Below are 15,900 nucleotides of genomic sequence, written 5' to 3'. Positions count from 1 at the left end.
TTTCATAGATTCCGTATCTAGTATATACGTATTTTATTTCCACTGGCAAAGATTGTAGGTAGAGAAAAGAGTTGAAACACAGTATGAATGCACGTAAGCAATTATGGATAGCAGTTATATGTATGACTTTTGTTGTAATTCTAGGAACGATAGGATTTATGACGATTGAAGAGATTAGTTTGTTTCAAGCATTTTGGATGACAATGATTACTGTATTGACTGTTGGATACGGAGATGCCGTTCCTGTAACGCAAGCGGGGAAAGTATTTGCGCTTCTTATTATTCCTGTTGGCGTAGGTATTGTTACGTATGCAATTGGGGTAGTGGCAGCTATGATTATTGAAGGGAATTTATTTCATGCAGTACGGAGGAAGAAGATGGATAAACAAATAGCGCAGTTGAAAAATCATATTATAGTATGTGGTTGCGGTAGAGTGGGGCTTCAAGTTGTACATGAATTGCAAGAAAAGAATATTCCATTTGTCGTTGTTGATAAAGATGAAAGTATATTGGAGCAGGAAAAGCTTTTATTTGTACATGGAGATGCAACGGAAGATCAAGTATTACATAATGCCGGAATTTTAAAAGCAGCTGGTTTAGTTGCTATTGTTGCAAATGATGCCGAAAATGTATTTATTACATTAACAGCAAGAGGGTTAAACGATACGATTAAAATTGTGGCGAGATCTGAAAAGCCAGAAACTGAAGAGAAATTAAGGCGTGCTGGTGCAAATAAGGTTATTAACCCATCTAGTATGGCGGGTATTCATATCGCAAAAGGTATTGCAAATCCATTAACCGTTCATTATATTGATACAGTGTTGTATGGAGTAGAACAGTCATTTGTCATTGAAGAAATTCTAGTTGGAAAAGATTCAATATTAGTTGGTAAATCGTTACTAGAGAGTAATGTAAGGAATCAGTTTGATGTAACAATATTAGCGATTTCAAGAAATGGTAATATTATACATAATCCGGCAGGACAGGAAAAATTGAAAGAACGTGATATGATAATAGTATTTGGTTCAGTAGAAAAATTGGTACAATTCGAGAAAGAATTACAAAGTACGAGGTGATAAGGAATGCAAATATCTAGCGACAAGATTTTAAATAAAATGGCGAATGAAATTGCGAAGGCAAAAAGTAGTGAAGGACAAAAGTCAAAAGAACATTTATTAGTTGTGCGTGCTTTATGTGACTTATTATTAGATGAACAAGTTGAAACATCTACATATAGAGAACCGAAAATTCAATCGCAAGTAATTGGATCACAACCAGTAACAACTATGCAACCAATTGCACCTGTTTCTGGGGAGCCAGTATATATAAAAGAAAGTGATGCAAACGGTAATTCTTTATTTGATTTTTAGAAGATAAATCGTTTGGCTTATATGCAAAAATTGCTTATGATAAAGGTAAAAAAGGGGAATTAAGATGAAAATTTTCTTTTTACTAGGTTGTATTGCAGCGGGGCTATCTGTTGCGTTAGGGGCCTTTGGAGCACACGGTTTAGAAAATAAAATTTCTGCAAAAATGTTAGAAGTTTGGAAAACAGGCGTTACATATCAAATGTTTCATGCAGGTGGACTATTCGTAGTTGCTTTATTGATGGATAAGGTTCAATCATCACTTTTAACTACTGCTGGTTGGCTAATGGTAGCTGGAATTATTATGTTCTCAGGTAGTTTGTATGCATTAAGTACGACAGGCATTAAGTTCTTTGGTCCAATTACACCTCTTGGTGGTGTAGCGTTTATTGTGGCGTGGATTCTAGTAGGGACTGCAGTTGTAAAAGGATTATAAAAAACAAAAGCTGGCATTTGCCAGCTTTTTTATGGTCTTGGAGCATAAGTTGCTTGTTGACCCGGTAAATACGTAATTCTTTCTGGAAATTCTACATAATCTAAGTAAATCATTAGTAATAAGTAACGCTTTCCGGATTCAGGCTCACTAATGATAATATGATCACGACCAGCTGCCTCGATAATACCTGTATAAGATTGAGTACCAAGAGAACTACCACGCTCATAAGTCATTACAACTGTAGCTTGCTTACCTTTGTTTAGACGAAGGATATTTTCAATATATGATTGTTCTAGAGGTAACATCCCTTGAGAAATTGCATATTGCGCTTGCGCAGCTTGTTGCTGCATTGCTTGTTGTTGCTGTTGCTGTTGCCCAGCGGTCATTTGTTGCGGTTGTACATAAGTTCCAGATGGTTGATAAAAACCTGTTCCATAATAGGGGTTTTGTTGCTGTGTCATTCAAAAATCCCTCCTCATTTTTATTCCTTAATATACGCTAGGGCAGTCTCCAGCAGATGGCTGGAAGAAGCAGTGCTTTTTAAAGCGACCAGAGTTTTGTTGGTTATACCAAGTTGGTGGACATGCCCCTTCAGGTCTAAAGAACCATAAGGCAAAGTTGGCAGGCCAAAAACGTTGCCCTTGAATGGTCCGTCTCGCTAGGGCAATATCTTGTTCACGTGCCCGTTGATAAAAGTATCCTTTTTGCGTTGCTTCAAAACCGCCGGGGTTTTGATAAACCATTTGACGTAAATTACGAATGCTTTTAAAATCTAAACAATTTCCGCGGACACGATTTACCCCAACGTTTCCGACCATTAACATTCCTTGTTGCCCTTCTCCTTCGGCTTCAGCACGCATCAGTCTAGCCAACAACTTTACATCTTCTTCGTTATAAGCAATAACACCCATTATGTGTCACCTCTCTTTTTGGAATACCTTTTGGAAAGAGGTTTATCTCTAGATGAAGTGTGTAACAATTACTAGTTCATACGTATGAGGAAAAGGGCTCAGATATGACAACCAAACGAAGTTTTACATTGAGAGTGGAAAATAAAAAAAGCTAGCGTGAGCCAGCTTTTTTATTAAAAAACTTTAGACCATAAGTTTGAGAAGAAATCACCAATAGAGCGCATTGTTAACACAAACCAATTTGCTTTTTCAACTTCCTCTGTCGTTTTTGCAGTAACTTTCATACTTTTACTACCGTCTAAGAAACCATATTTATCAGTTGATTCTAAAGTAATTGAGCCTACTTTGGCATCTTTCTTAATAGGAGCAACTAAATGTCCATCTTCAGCAAGAGATTTATCTAATTCAGTCCCAATTTTATAAGGTTCTTTGCTACCTTTTTTCGCAATTACTGTTATTTCTTTTTCGGGTGCAACAGTTACTTGGTCTTCTTTCCCTTTTACTACAGAGATTGTATTGTTCTTATTAACTTTTAGTTTTTGTTTTTCAAAGTTATTAAATCCATATTCGATTAATTCACGAGATTCTGTGAAACGTTCATCCATTGATTTTGTTTTAATAATAACCGAGATAAGACGTACATCACCACGTTTAGCAGTAATAGTAAATCCGTATCCAGCTGTATCAGAACTTCCGGTTTTTAAACCATCGGTACCTTCATAAGCGAAAGAAGCTCCTGGTAACATCCAATTCCAGTTTTCCATACGAATTGGTTTTGGGTGATTGTCTGGGAAGTTTCTAAATCTTTGTTTTGTATCCTCTAGCATTTCTGGATACTTTGTAATCATTGCTTTTGAAAGCATACCCATATCACGAGCTGACATAGAGTTTTCTGCATTTGGATCAGTACCCTCAGGATGTTTTCCTTTTAAGTCAGCGTTATTTAAGCCAGTAGCGTTTACAAATTTATATTTCTTTAATCCTAGCTTTTTAGCATGTTCATTTGCAAGATTTAAGAAGTTTTTCTCACTTCCTGCAAGAAGTTCTGCTAAAGCGATACTAGATCCATTTGCTGAGAATATAACAATAGAATGATATAATTCTTTTACAGTATATTGACGTCCTTTTTCGAACGGTACATTAGAGAATTCATTATTACGAGAGACTTCATAAGCGTAATCAGAAATATTTACTTTCGTATCCCATGTGATTTTTCCTTCTTTAATTGCTTCTAAAACAGCGTAAACAACAATTAATTTCGACATACTAGCAATAGCCAGCAATTCATCTGGATTTTGCTCGTGAAGTATTTTTCCAGTATCTGCATCAAATAAAAGTGCAGCGGCTGCCTCAATATGTATTTTTTCTTCCGCATGGGATGTTGTTACTCCTAAGGAAGAAATTGACAATACAAGCAATAGTAAAATAGACAAAATTTTTTTCATATAGATTATCACCTTCGCATCGTTATTTAGCATATAGCTCGTATCATTTTAGCATATCTTTATATATAAAAAGGTTACAATTTTACAATAAATTTGAAAAAATGTCGGTTTTTCTTCAAAAGTGCAGAAAAAAGGAGATTTTTGAGGATAAATATAGAGAAGAATAAAAAAAGGAACGAATTTCGTTCCTTTTCACCATTTATATGTGTAAAAATTTCTCTACTTTTTCGTCTGGTAAAATGTTTCCAACGAAGAATGTTCCAAATTCACCATAACGAGCACTTACTTCATCGAAGCGCATTTCATATATAAGTTTTTTAAATTGAAGAACATCGTCAGCGAATAATGTTACGCCCCATTCGAAATCGTCGAATCCAACAGATCCTGAAATCACTTGGCGTACTTTACCTGCGTATTGACGGCCAATTTTACTATGACTGTACATCATTTTTTTACGCTCTTCCATAGGAAGCATGTACCAGTTGTCATCACCTTGGCGACGCTTATCCATTGGATAGAAGCAAATATGATTTGCTTTCGGCAATTCAGGATATAAGCGAGCTAAAATTTGCGGGTTTTGGTATGGATCCTCATCAGCTGGAAGATAGTTGCTTAATTCAACAACAGATACGTAAGAATATGCAGGAACCATATATTCAGCTAAAGTTGTTTTATTCAATTCTGTCTCAATTTCATTTAACTCTTCCATTGTTGGACGTAAAATCATAAGCATAATATCAGCTTTTTGGCCAACAACTGTATACATTGCGTGACTACCTTTTTTCGCAGTAGCTACTTCGTTCCATTTTTCAACGACATTTAAAAATTCAGACACTGCTTGTCCGCGTTCGTCGCTAGATAATGTTTTCCATGCAGCCCAATCAATAGAACGTAAATCATGTAAACAATACCAGCCATCTAACGTTGTTGTTGCTTCACTCATTCTATTCACCTCAGTTAATGATAGTTTTACACGTTAACTATAGCATATATAGTTTTAAAATCATCTATATAAAACCTTGGCGCATAAAATTGTCACATTTAAGTGTTTAAGCAAGGTGAATTTAACGGCTGAATTTTATGAAAATATAATCATTTTTATTTTATCTATTTTTTGGGAGCTATAAGTTTAAAATATAGAAGAAAAGCAGTATTCTTAAAGATAGAGTTTTTTTAACATATGTAGGAGGGTTTATTCGTGAGCAACTTATTTACAACAGTAAAAGAAAAAGTTCAAGGAAAAGGCATTTCTATCGTACTTCCTGAAGGAACTGATGAAAGAATTTTAGGCGCTGCAGAGCGTTTAGCAAAAGAAGAGTTAGTAAAACCAATCTTAGTTGGTAATAGAGAAGAAATTAGCGCAAAAGCTGCTAGCATGAATTTAACATTAGCAGGCGTTGATATTTACGACCCAGCTACATACGAAGAAATGGATGCGATGGTAGCATCTTTCGTTGAACGCCGTAAAGGTAAAGCAACTGAAGAAGACGCTCGCAAAATCCTTAAAGACGAAAACTACTTCGGTACAATGCTTGTATACATGGGCAAAGCACACGGTCTAGTAAGTGGTGCAGCTCACTCTACAGCTGATACAGTTCGTCCAGCACTTCAAATTATTAAAACAAAACCAGGTGTTACAAAAACTTCTGGCGTATTCATCATGGTACGTGAAGAAGAGAAATATGTATTCGCTGATTGCGCAATTAACATTGCACCAAACAGCCAAGATTTAGCTGAAATCGGTATCGAAAGTGCGAAAACTGCTGAGTTATTCGGCATTGATCCACGCGTTGCTATGTTAAGCTTCTCTACAAAAGGTTCTGCGAAATCTCCAGAAACAGAAAAAGTTGTAGAAGCAACTCGCATTGCAAAAGAAATGGCTCCTGAGTTAACTTTAGATGGAGAATTCCAATTCGATGCTGCATTCGTACCATCTGTAGCTGAGAAAAAAGCTCCAGGTTCTACAATTAAAGGTGATGCTAACGTATTCGTATTCCCAAGCTTAGAAGCTGGTAATATCGGCTACAAAATCGCTCAACGTTTAGGTAACTTCGAAGCAGTAGGACCAATCTTGCAAGGCTTAAACATGCCTGTAAATGACCTATCTCGTGGATGTAACGAAGAAGAAGTGTACAAGTTAGCATTAATTACAGCAGCTCAAGCACTTTAATTCTATAATGAATTGAAATAAAGACCGTCGCTATTATAGCGACGGTCTTTATTTTTCTAAACCAAGTGCTTTATTATTACGATCAATAATACGTTGTAAATTCATCTCATATAAAGGAATCTCATCTATTGTTAATTGAGATGGTGTTAACTTTGGAGCGAATTGCTGCAATGTTTTTAAAAGACGCATCATTAAATCTTGTACTGTAATGGTTTCACCAAGTAATTCTGAGAGTGAGGCCATCGTACTTGGTACAATTTCAGGGTACGTAAAGCGTGTTTCTTCCCCTTGAATTGCTAGGTTGTAGAAATCACGAACGAGTGCGGCACGCTCAGAGCCACTTCCGGTAGCGCAGAGATAGATTTGGACAGCGACACCTCCGCGAATACGACGTTGTGAAATACCAGCAAATTTTTGATCGCGAATACTTAAGTCATAACTACCAGGACAGTAAGAGCCGACAATTTCTTTTGCCTCGATAGTAACGTCGTAATCCTTTAACATCTCCTTAATCAAATGCCACATTGTATCGTATCCAAGGTCAATATCGATACCTTTTTCTGTTTCTTGGAATAAAAGTGATACGTTTAAAACACCTTCATCAAGCACGACCGCAAGCCCGCCAGAATTACGGACAATAACATTGAAGTTGTTTTGTTTTAAAAAAGAAATACCTTCTTCTAAATGCGGAAGGCGTGAATCTTGAATGCCAAGGACAATTGTATTGTGATGAACCCAAGAACGCATTGTTGCGGCTGACTTGCCATTTCCAATGCTTGTGCATAATGTGTCATCCATTGCGAATGACTGAAGTGCATGGAATGTTGGTCCCAAACTGGATTGATCTACAATGCGCCACTCTGGCTGAGATAAAATGGAACGGGAATTGCTCATATAACTAACCCCTTATCTTTAAAATGACAATCTCTATTATAGCAAAAAATGAAGGATGGAGTTTTCTCACATATAAAGGGGGAGCTTAGAGGTGAAATAATAAAAAGGATGCATTACATGCATCCTTTTTATTCTGCAATTTTTTCTAAATTACCGTTTCGGTCCATTCGGAAAGATGTTTGAGAACGTTCTTCGTCATCCATGACTGCCAATTTACGAGCTCGGTTCATAATGTTCATAAGTGTTTCGTAATCTTCTTGTACAGTATGAGATTGCTTTTCTAATTTTTCTAGTTTCTTTTCTAGTTCCTCATTCCGAAGGATTTGTGCTTTAATTTCTTGTTTCAATCTCGTATTCTCGTTTTCAAGAGCTGTCACTTTTATATTTGAAGATCCGACTGTTTGTAAAAAATAAATAACATCTTGCATTGTCATAGAGCTTCTTGCAGCAGGAGCAGTAGATTCTTGATATGGAATAGCTTCTTTATATTGTACGATTGATTCTTCTTGTACTAATTCTTCATAATCAGTTATCGAATCTGAAGCTGGTGGTGTATAAAGTAAACGTTTTTTCGCTTGTTCACCGCTTGCAGCACGCATTTTATCTTTACGATGTTTTTTTGCTAGTTGAAGAGCTTGTTCATAGCTATAGCGAACAACAGCATTCCAGCGGAAACCACAAGCAGCAGATGTACGATTTAACTGATCCCCTACTTCCTCAAATGCATTTAATTGCGTACTTCCTTCTCTAACATGACGAAGTACCGTTTCAGCAAGTAATAAATCATCCTCATCTGTCCAAGCATCTTGTCTTACTTTCATAGATTCAACTCCCTTTCTTTTTATGAACTTCCTATTTTTATAATGGGCAAAAAAATAAACTTTTATACAAAGCTTTTAAAAATATGGTAGATTTCGATGAAAGGTAAAAATTTTCCCATGAATGGTGAGCGCTTCTGTAGGAGAGCATATAAATATGTAGCATTATGTAGAGAATAGGCTTTGTAGGGAAACTTGCAACGAGCTTCAAAGAGCGGTAAAATACCATTTAGTGTTTATTTTTAAACGTACTTGAGAAAAGTTTAAAATAGAGGAAGTGTTATATAATGGGAAACGAGTTTCGCGTGTGCGATGACTGTCAGGCAACGAACGTTAAAACGTTAGTTCCGAAGTTAAAAAAAGTAGATTCATGTGCAACGATTGAAGTTGGATGTCAGTCTTACTGTGGTCCTGGTCGTAAAAAATCATTCGCATTTGTAAATAACCGTCCAGTTGCGGCTCCAACAGAAGATGAGTTAATCGCAAAAATTGAAGCAAAGTTAAATAAGTAAGAAAAAGAAGAGTGAAAAGATTACTCTTCTTTTTTATGCCCATAAGAGGAATAATTTATTCTGCGAAAGTACTCTTGTATGGACGAACGTTTTCTAAAGGATAGACACAACTTTTGTATTAAAATTCCAATTTGTATAAATTTATATTTCAAAATAATGGTTGACAGTCTTTTAAAGCGATAGGTAGAATAGAAGTGTCTGATTCTGAGAATCATTATCAGGAAAATAACAATTCACCTAATTTTTTTATTACTATTTGAGAATAAATTTCATTTCAATAAATATATGTTGTTAGTTAGGATGGTTGAGGGATGGAAGCGAGCGCAAGCAGTATAGAACAGCAAGAAGAGAATGTTAAAGAGATTAAGAGCAGACCGCTTATCGCTTCTATTATTTTAGTAGCGGGTACAGTTTTGTTAGCTTTAAGCATGGCAGTTTCTATTTCTTTTGGGGCTGCAGATATTAGTTTAAAGACTGTATGGCAAGCTGTATTTCGGTTTGATGGATCTATTACACATCATAATGTAATTCAAGAGCTTCGCATGCCTAGAGCAATAGGGGGCGTAGTTGCAGGTGCCTTTTTAGCGGTATCAGGAGCAATTATGCAAGGTATGACGCGAAATCCACTTGCTTCGCCATCGTTAATGGGGATTACAGATGGGGCTGTATTTGGAATTGCAATTATGTATGCATTTTTTCCTAATTCACCTTATTTAATGTTTGTTATCGCATCTTTTATTGGAGCTGCGTTTGGTGCAAGCATTGTATATGGAATTGGGTCTTCTTCACCAGGTGGATTAACACCTGTGAAATTAGCTTTAGCAGGTGCAGCTATTAGTGCTTTATTAGGGGCGATTTCATCTGGAATCGCATTGTATTTCAATCTTGCCCAAGAGGTAAGCATGTGGAATGCAGGCGGAGTTGCTGGAGTGAAATGGCAAAGTATTAATATGTTAGTGCCAATTGGCCTTGTTTGTCTTTTTATCGCAATTATGATGTCGAGATATATTACAATTTTGAGCTTCGGTGAAGAAATTGCAATTGGACTTGGTCAAAATACGACATTAATTAAATTTATCGGAACAGTACTTGTTCTTGTTTTAACGGGTTCCGCAGTTTCCATGGCAGGATCAGTTGGATTTGTTGGTCTTGTAATTCCGCATATGACTCGTTTTCTTGTAGGCTCGGACTATAGATGGGTTATTCCATGTTCTGCGGTCTTAGGCGGGCTGTTAATTGAATGTGCAGATATGTTATCTCGCGTTATTAACCCGCCATTTGAAACGCCAATTGGAGCAATTACAGCGCTAATTGGGGTTCCATTCTTCCTCTACTTAGCACGTAATGAAGGGAGAGGAAAGATGTGAGGACGAGTGTCTTAACAAAAAAGAACATTTCTATATTAACGATTTTAGTAGGACTAATCGTTTCTATATTTCTTATTAGTTTAAATACAGGAACTTTTAAAATCCCGCCAATGGACGTATTAAAGTCATTGGTTGGACTAGGGGCTGAAGATCAGTCTGTTATTTTATTTGAATTCCGCATGCCGCGTATGGTAATTGCTATACTAGTCGGATCTGCTTTAGCTATGTCAGGTGCGATTTTGCAAGGTTTATCACGAAATCCGCTTGCTGATCCAGGTATTATAGGTATTAATGCTGGAGCGGGATTAACAGTTGTTATATTCGTCTACTTCTTCTTCGGGAAAGTAGGGACTGGTACATTTTTATCTGTATTCATTCTTCCATTCTTCGCACTAGTTGGAGCGATATTAGCAGCGGTAATTATTTATTTACTAGCATGGAAAGACGGCGTTTCATCGACTCGATTAATACTTGTTGGTATTGCCGTTGCAGCTGGATTTGGAGCTGTTAGTTTAATTTTCTCTATGAAGATGACATCTAACGATTTTCGTTTTGCTACGATTTGGCTGGCGGGAAGTCTATGGGGTACAGATTGGAAATTCGTATTAAGTGTACTTCCATGGATGGTTATTTTCTTACCGCTTGCTATAAGTAAAGCACACATATTAAATGTAATGAACCTAGGCGATTCTACAGCAGTTGGCCTTGGTGTAAACGTAGAAAAAGAAAGACGTAAATTATTATTTATTGCAGTTTGTTTAGCAGGTGCATCTGTTGCTGTTGCCGGTGGAATTGGCTTTATCGGTTTAATGGCCCCGCATTTAGCAAGGCGCCTTGTTGGTGGTAAACATCAAATTATGTTGCCCACCGCTGCGCTAATAGGAACGTTTTTACTTTTATTCGCAGACGTAATTTCAAGAAGTGTATTAACAACTTCAGAAATACCAGTCGGTCTTGTTATTTCTGTAATTGGTGCACCATATTTCATTTATTTACTTATGAGGACAAAATAAAGGGAGGCTTTTCGTATGGCAACTTTAGCGGTGGATGCGGTATCTGTTGGCTATAATGAAGGTTTAATTATTGATGGTTTAACAGTTGAAATTCCGGAAGGGAAAATTACAACAATTATTGGACCAAATGGTTGTGGGAAGTCCACATTATTAAAAACGGCGTCTCGTATTTTGAAGGCAAAGCAAGGTACTGTTTATCTTGACGGAAAAGCAATTGAGAAACAGCCAACGAAAGAAATTGCAAAGAAAATGGCGATTTTACCACAAACTGCAGAAGTGCCAACGGGTCTTACTGTATTTGAGCTTGTGTCATATGGAAGATTCCCTCATCAAAAAGGGTTTGGCACGTTGAAAGAAGAGGATTATCGCTACATTAACTGGGCACTTGAAGTGACAGGAATGAAAGAATTTGCGAATCGTCCAGCAGAAGCGCTATCAGGTGGCCAACGTCAACGTGTTTGGATTGCAATGGCTCTTGCACAAGGAACAGAATTACTTGTATTGGATGAACCAACAACGTACTTAGATATGGCTCATCAATTAGAAGTATTAAACTTATTGAAAAAGTTAAATGAAGAAGAAGGTAGAACGATTGTTATGGTTATCCATGACTTAAACCACGCTTCTCGTTTCTCTGATCATATGATTGCATTAAAAGCAGGTAAGTTAATGAAACAAGGAACGCCAGATGAAGTTATGACAAGTGAAACACTTCGTAACGTATTTGAGATTGAAGCTCAAATCGTTCCATGTCCAGTAAACTGTAAGCCAATTTGTTTAACATATGATTTAGCGATGATTAGTAATCAATTGCGTAAAAAAGCATAAGTAGAACCCCCTCGTAAAGAGGGGGGCTTCTAATGGACGTTGAGCTTCTTATATATGAATGGGAAGTTGAACGCCCGTTAGAATGGGTTATTAACAACAATTAATAAATATATATTAATTAATTGTTATATTCGTTTCTTATAGTTCATTGTAACTTATAAGATAAATACAGCTAGAAGGAGTGGGAACATGAAGAATTTTAAAATGGCACTATTAGCAATGGTACTAGTTGTGACTTCTGTACTATTTGCAGCTTGTTCTAATAAAGAAGAAGAAAAGAAAGCAGATGCAAAGACTGAAGAGCGCACTGTAAAACATGCAAAAGGGGAAATTAAAATTCCTGCAAACCCAAAGAAAATTGCTGACCTTAGTGGTTCAACAGAAGAATTATTAATTTTCGGTATGAAACCGGTTATTACTGCTAATACATCTCAAGAAAAAATTGATGCACATATTGAAAAGAAACTAAAAGACGTTAAACCAGTTGGTTCTGCTTGGGGCGATAAAATTAACATTGAAGCAGTAGCTGTTGCAAAACCAGATTTAATTCTTGTAAATAATCGTCAAGAAAAGATTTATGATCAATTATCTAAAATTGCACCAACAGTTATGTTAAACACTCCATTAGATCAATGGCGTCCAAAATTCGAAGAAGTAGGTCAAATCTTCGGTAAAGAAAAAGAAACAAAAGAATGGTTCAAAAAGTATGATGAAAAAGCAAGCAAATTACATGACAAAATCGTCGCTAAAACTGGTGAAGCAACATTTATGAAAATGGCTGCATATCCAAATGCTTTCCGCGTATATGGTGATTACGGTTACGGTAGCGTAATCTTTAATGATTTAAAACTACCAGCAGTTAAAGGTACACCAACTGATAAACCGTTAGTACAAGTACAAAAAGAAGCTTTAATCGATTACAACCCAGATTACTTATTCGTATTTACAACTGGTGACGGTTCTCAGCGCTTAAAAGAATTCCAAGAAGAATCAATTTGGAAAAACATGAACGCTGTTAAAAATAACCACGTATTTACAATTAAAAATGAAGACTTAAACAAAGGTTACTTCCCACTAGGGAAAGATATGATCTTAGACGAAGTTGCTGAATTCGTTTTAGGTAAATAATGTATAAAGGAAATCACTTTTACTTCGGTAAAGGTGATTTTTTCTTTTTATAAAGGGAATTAATACAGTCTTTCATTTCTTTCTGTTTCTCATTTCGTTTATAATATAAAGTAAGAATGTAGTAAAGAAAGGGGGATGTCGGAAAGTGGTATATTTAAACGACAAACTCAGCGAAACAAAAGTGTTTAAAGACCCAGTACATAAATATGTGCACGTGCGTGATCGTGTTATTTGGGATTTAATCGGAACGAAAGAATTTCAACGCTTGCGCCGTATTAAGCAGCTTGGAACGACATTTTTTACATTTCACGGTGCAGAGCATAGTCGCTTTACTCATTCGTTAGGTGTATACGAAATTATTCGTCGTATGATTGATGATGTGTTTGATGGCAGACCAAATTGGAATGCTGAAGATAGATTGTTATGTTTATGTGCGGCATTACTTCATGATGTCGGTCACGGCCCATTTTCTCACTCGTTTGAAAAAGTATTTTCATTAGATCATGAGAAATTTACGCAAAAGATTATCGTAGGCGATACGGAGATTAATGATGTATTAAGTCGTGTTGATAAGGAGTTTCCGCAAAAGGTAGCAGATGTAATTGCAAAAACATCTACTAATAAATTAGCGATTAGTATGATTTCGAGCCAAATTGATGCGGATCGTATGGATTATTTATTAAGAGATGCTTATTTTACAGGCGTAAAGTACGGAAACTTCGATATGGAACGTATACTGCGTGTAATGCGTCCGTATGGGAATCAAGTAGTCATTAAAAATAGTGGTATGCATGCTGTTGAGCATTACATTATGAGTCGTTATCAAATGTATTGGCAAGTATATTTCCACCCGGTAACGCGAAGTGCAGAAGTTATTTTAACGAAGATTTTACACCGTGCGAAATCACTGCACGAGAAGTATTATACATTTAAAAATCATCCTGTTCATTTCTATTCTTTATTTGAAGAAGAAGTAACAGTAGAGGATTATTTAAAGTTAGACGAGAACGTTATGTATTACTACTTCCAAGTATGGCAGGAAGAAGAAGATTCAATTTTAAGCGATTTATGCCGCCGTTTTATGAATCGAAATCTATTTAAATATGTAGAGTTTACAGATAAACACGGTTTAGATAATTGGATGGAATTAAGTAGTTTATTTAAAAAGATTGGACTTGATCCGGAGTATTATTTAGTAGTTGATTCAACATCAGACTTACCGTATGACTTTTATCGTGCAGGAGAAGAAGAAGAGCGTCTACCAATCCTACTTCTTATGCCAAACGGAGAGCTTAGAGAGCTTTCACGTGAGTCGGACATTGTTGAGGCGATTACAGGTAAGAAAAGAACGGATCAAAAGCTATTCTATCCACATGATTTAATCTATGAAGATGGAAGAAAAGGAAAATATAAAGAGAGAATTATTGAGTTGTTAGAAGGAAAGAAATAAGAAGCAGCTAATGGCTGCTTCTTATGAAAAAACTTGAAATTATTTGTCACTTAAGCGTTTTCCGCCAACTGCATAATGGTTTTTAGACATTTCTTCGATGAAAACAACGATGTTTTCTTCAGGAGCACCAGTTGTTTCGCTTACTGCTGCTGTTACTTTCTCAGCAAGAGCTTTCTTTTGTTCTTCTGTGCGTCCTTCTAGCATTTTCACTGTTACGTATGGCATGTACAATCGCTCCTTTTATGTAAGTTACACTCTTATTATAGCGGATTATGGGGAAGAACAATCGAAAAAACAAATAATTTCTTTTTTTGACATATGGAAGAGGAGATGAAGCATGGATCAGTTATTTAGATACCCGTTGCACCAAATTCCTTTGGTAGCAATGGCCATTATTATCGCATTATCAGTTCATGAATTTGCACATGCATATGTAGCATATAAATTTGGAGACGATACAGCAAAGAGACAAGGCCGTTTAACGTTATCACCGATGGCACACTTAGATCCTATAGGTTTGATTGCAGTATTAATTCTTGGATTCGGTTGGGCAAGACCGGTTCCTGTTAACCCATATAACTTTAAAAGACCGCGTCTTGCAGGTATATTAGTTTCAATTGCAGGGCCGATTAGTAACTTAATTTTAAGCGCAATTGGTTTAATTATTTGGTATAGCTTAGTAAAATTTGGTGTATTATACTCAATTCCATCTGCAGTAGCAGATACGTTAGCTCAATTTTTCCAGATTTTTATTATGCTGAATATCGTTTTACTTGTATTTAACTTATTACCGATCCCGCCACTTGATGGGTATCGAGTTGTGGAAGATTTAGCGCCAGCAAATATTCGCGCGAAAATGACACAGTATGAAAAATACGGGGCAATTGCGTTATTAATTCTCGTTATTACACCGCTTAGTAATTACACAATTCAACCTATTTTCCAGGTAGTTATTCCGCATGTATTTGTATTTTTAGATAGCATTATTGCGCCTATTTTTGGCCTTTTATAATTTTTAAGTGAGGAGGATTTTACATATGACAGAGAAAAAGAAAAAAATCGGTTTTAATATCGTGAAAAATGATTCAACAGATGGACATGGTGGATTTGGTGTTGGGGCATTAAGCTTAGAAAACATTTCACCTGTATTTGTTGATGTACTAGAGAAAACTGCATTCGTTGATATTGGTGCGATGCACGCGCGTAGTACAGTAGAAAAAGGTATTAAGTTTTTAACAAATAAAGATGAAGTTCCAAACGGAAAACCATTTTGGCTTGTTTGGGTAACAATTGAAAGAACTGCGACAGGTGCGTATTATGCAGGTGTAACAGCTTGTGAAATGACAGTTGACCGTGAGATTCGCCGCGGATATAAATCACTTCCAGAGCACGTAAATAAAATGGATAAATCATTGAAGCGTCACATTATGGTTGACCATATGGATGAATCATCTAAAAAGGTACTTGGTACGTTCTTGAAAGAACATAATGAAGCGATTTGGAACGAATCTAGTGAAGAATTACGCCGTGCATTATTAAGTGAATAAAAATAGCTGACGGA

At 36.3% G+C, this 15,900-nt stretch carries 19 protein-coding genes; 12 read left to right on the top strand and 7 right to left on the bottom strand.

Going from position 1 to position 15,900, the window contains the following annotated elements; genetic code table 11:
• The first annotated feature begins 83 nt into the window (after positions 1 to 83).
• From ACXKY9_RS26925 to ACXKY9_RS26915, 3 genes are all read left to right on the top strand, one after another.
• Entirely contained in the window at positions 84 to 1,076 is a 993-nt protein-coding gene (locus ACXKY9_RS26925; RefSeq protein WP_000993983.1) for a potassium channel family protein, read from the top strand.
• Positions 1,077 to 1,082: 6 nt separating this feature from the next.
• Positions 1,083 to 1,370, top strand: coding sequence for a YwdI family protein (locus tag ACXKY9_RS26920; protein WP_001167349.1), 288 nt, complete (start codon positions 1,083 to 1,085; stop codon positions 1,368 to 1,370).
• Positions 1,371 to 1,434: 64 nt separating this feature from the next.
• A complete protein-coding gene (locus tag ACXKY9_RS26915) occupies positions 1,435 to 1,803 on the top strand; it encodes a DUF423 domain-containing protein (protein ID WP_000688315.1) in 369 nt (122 codons plus the stop codon).
• A gap of 29 nt (positions 1,804 to 1,832) precedes the next feature.
• On the opposite strand, the gene gerQ is transcribed toward ACXKY9_RS26915, so the two are convergent.
• The 4 genes from gerQ to hemQ form a co-directional block, all read right to left on the bottom strand.
• On the bottom strand, positions 1,833 to 2,264 hold the full coding sequence (gene gerQ / locus ACXKY9_RS26910) for a spore coat protein GerQ (protein ID WP_000193969.1): 432 nt from the start codon (positions 2,262 to 2,264) through the stop codon (positions 1,833 to 1,835).
• Positions 2,265 to 2,291: 27 nt separating this feature from the next.
• Positions 2,292 to 2,714: a cell wall hydrolase CwlJ gene (gene cwlJ / locus ACXKY9_RS26905; RefSeq protein WP_000538167.1), complete on the bottom strand. Its 423-nt coding sequence runs from the start codon at positions 2,712 to 2,714 to the stop codon at positions 2,292 to 2,294.
• A 173-nt stretch (positions 2,715 to 2,887) separates the two neighbouring features.
• On the bottom strand, positions 2,888 to 4,159 hold the full coding sequence (locus ACXKY9_RS26900) for a serine hydrolase (protein WP_000722873.1): 1,272 nt from the start codon (positions 4,157 to 4,159) through the stop codon (positions 2,888 to 2,890).
• A gap of 199 nt (positions 4,160 to 4,358) precedes the next feature.
• Positions 4,359 to 5,102, bottom strand: a complete 744-nt coding sequence (hemQ, locus tag ACXKY9_RS26895) for a hydrogen peroxide-dependent heme synthase (protein WP_001287595.1) — start codon at positions 5,100 to 5,102, stop codon at positions 4,359 to 4,361.
• Between the two features lie 255 nt (positions 5,103 to 5,357).
• Between hemQ and pta the strand changes: the two genes are divergently transcribed.
• Positions 5,358 to 6,329 (top strand): phosphate acetyltransferase, encoded by a 972-nt coding sequence (gene pta / locus ACXKY9_RS26890; RefSeq protein ID WP_000067225.1) that lies wholly within the window; start codon positions 5,358 to 5,360, stop codon positions 6,327 to 6,329.
• A 48-nt stretch (positions 6,330 to 6,377) separates the two neighbouring features.
• On the opposite strand, the gene lipL is transcribed toward pta, so the two are convergent.
• Positions 6,378 to 7,223, bottom strand: coding sequence for an octanoyl-[GcvH]:protein N-octanoyltransferase (lipL, locus tag ACXKY9_RS26885; protein ID WP_000071948.1), 846 nt, complete (start codon positions 7,221 to 7,223; stop codon positions 6,378 to 6,380).
• 128 nt (positions 7,224 to 7,351) lie between these two features.
• Positions 7,352 to 8,044, bottom strand: a complete 693-nt coding sequence (locus ACXKY9_RS26880; protein WP_000868358.1) for an RsfA family transcriptional regulator — start codon at positions 8,042 to 8,044, stop codon at positions 7,352 to 7,354.
• 284 nt (positions 8,045 to 8,328) lie between these two features.
• Here ACXKY9_RS26880 and ACXKY9_RS26875 point away from each other — a divergent pair, with 284 nt between their 5' ends.
• The 6 genes from ACXKY9_RS26875 (at position 8,329) to ACXKY9_RS26850 (ending at position 14,339) form a co-directional block, all read left to right on the top strand.
• Positions 8,329 to 8,553, top strand: coding sequence for a YuzB family protein (locus ACXKY9_RS26875; RefSeq protein ID WP_000526078.1), 225 nt, complete (start codon positions 8,329 to 8,331; stop codon positions 8,551 to 8,553).
• Between the two features lie 311 nt (positions 8,554 to 8,864).
• On the top strand, positions 8,865 to 9,920 hold the full coding sequence (locus ACXKY9_RS26870) for a FecCD family ABC transporter permease (protein WP_000388297.1): 1,056 nt from the start codon (positions 8,865 to 8,867) through the stop codon (positions 9,918 to 9,920).
• The gene (locus ACXKY9_RS26865) at positions 9,917 to 10,933 is read left to right on the top strand and encodes a FecCD family ABC transporter permease (protein ID WP_001260757.1); all 1,017 of its coding nucleotides are present in this window, start codon (positions 9,917 to 9,919) and stop codon (positions 10,931 to 10,933) included. The genes ACXKY9_RS26870 and ACXKY9_RS26865 overlap by 4 nt, the downstream gene beginning before the upstream one ends.
• Positions 10,934 to 10,948: 15 nt before the next feature.
• A complete protein-coding gene (locus tag ACXKY9_RS26860; protein WP_000212068.1) occupies positions 10,949 to 11,761 on the top strand; it encodes an ABC transporter ATP-binding protein in 813 nt (270 codons plus the stop codon).
• 189 nt (positions 11,762 to 11,950) lie between these two features.
• Positions 11,951 to 12,889 (top strand): ABC transporter substrate-binding protein, encoded by a 939-nt coding sequence (locus ACXKY9_RS26855; RefSeq protein WP_000787728.1) that lies wholly within the window; start codon positions 11,951 to 11,953, stop codon positions 12,887 to 12,889.
• A gap of 145 nt (positions 12,890 to 13,034) precedes the next feature.
• Positions 13,035 to 14,339, top strand: coding sequence for an HD domain-containing protein (locus tag ACXKY9_RS26850; protein WP_000262731.1), 1,305 nt, complete (start codon positions 13,035 to 13,037; stop codon positions 14,337 to 14,339).
• A gap of 39 nt (positions 14,340 to 14,378) precedes the next feature.
• Here the strand turns inward: ACXKY9_RS26850 and thmT are convergent, their stop codons facing one another.
• Positions 14,379 to 14,564 carry a 2-hydroxymuconate tautomerase gene (thmT, locus tag ACXKY9_RS26845; protein ID WP_001147171.1) on the bottom strand — a complete coding sequence of 62 codons (186 nt, stop codon included), beginning with the start codon at positions 14,562 to 14,564 and terminating at the stop codon, positions 14,379 to 14,381.
• A 112-nt stretch (positions 14,565 to 14,676) separates the two neighbouring features.
• On the opposite strand from thmT, the gene ACXKY9_RS26840 reads away from it, so the two are divergent.
• Together ACXKY9_RS26840 and ACXKY9_RS26835 are read left to right on the top strand one after the other, a co-directional pair.
• Positions 14,677 to 15,351: a site-2 protease family protein gene (locus tag ACXKY9_RS26840; protein WP_000372455.1), complete on the top strand. Its 675-nt coding sequence runs from the start codon at positions 14,677 to 14,679 to the stop codon at positions 15,349 to 15,351.
• 25 nt (positions 15,352 to 15,376) lie between these two features.
• Entirely contained in the window at positions 15,377 to 15,886 is a 510-nt protein-coding gene (locus ACXKY9_RS26835) for a YwhD family protein (protein ID WP_000136678.1), read from the top strand.
• The last annotated feature ends 14 nt before the right edge of the window (positions 15,887 to 15,900 follow it).

Source organism: Bacillus sp. 2175 (genome assembly GCF_057812155.1).
Note: the sequence above shows the minus strand (reverse complement) of the source record. Positions and strands in the feature narration are given on the sequence as shown.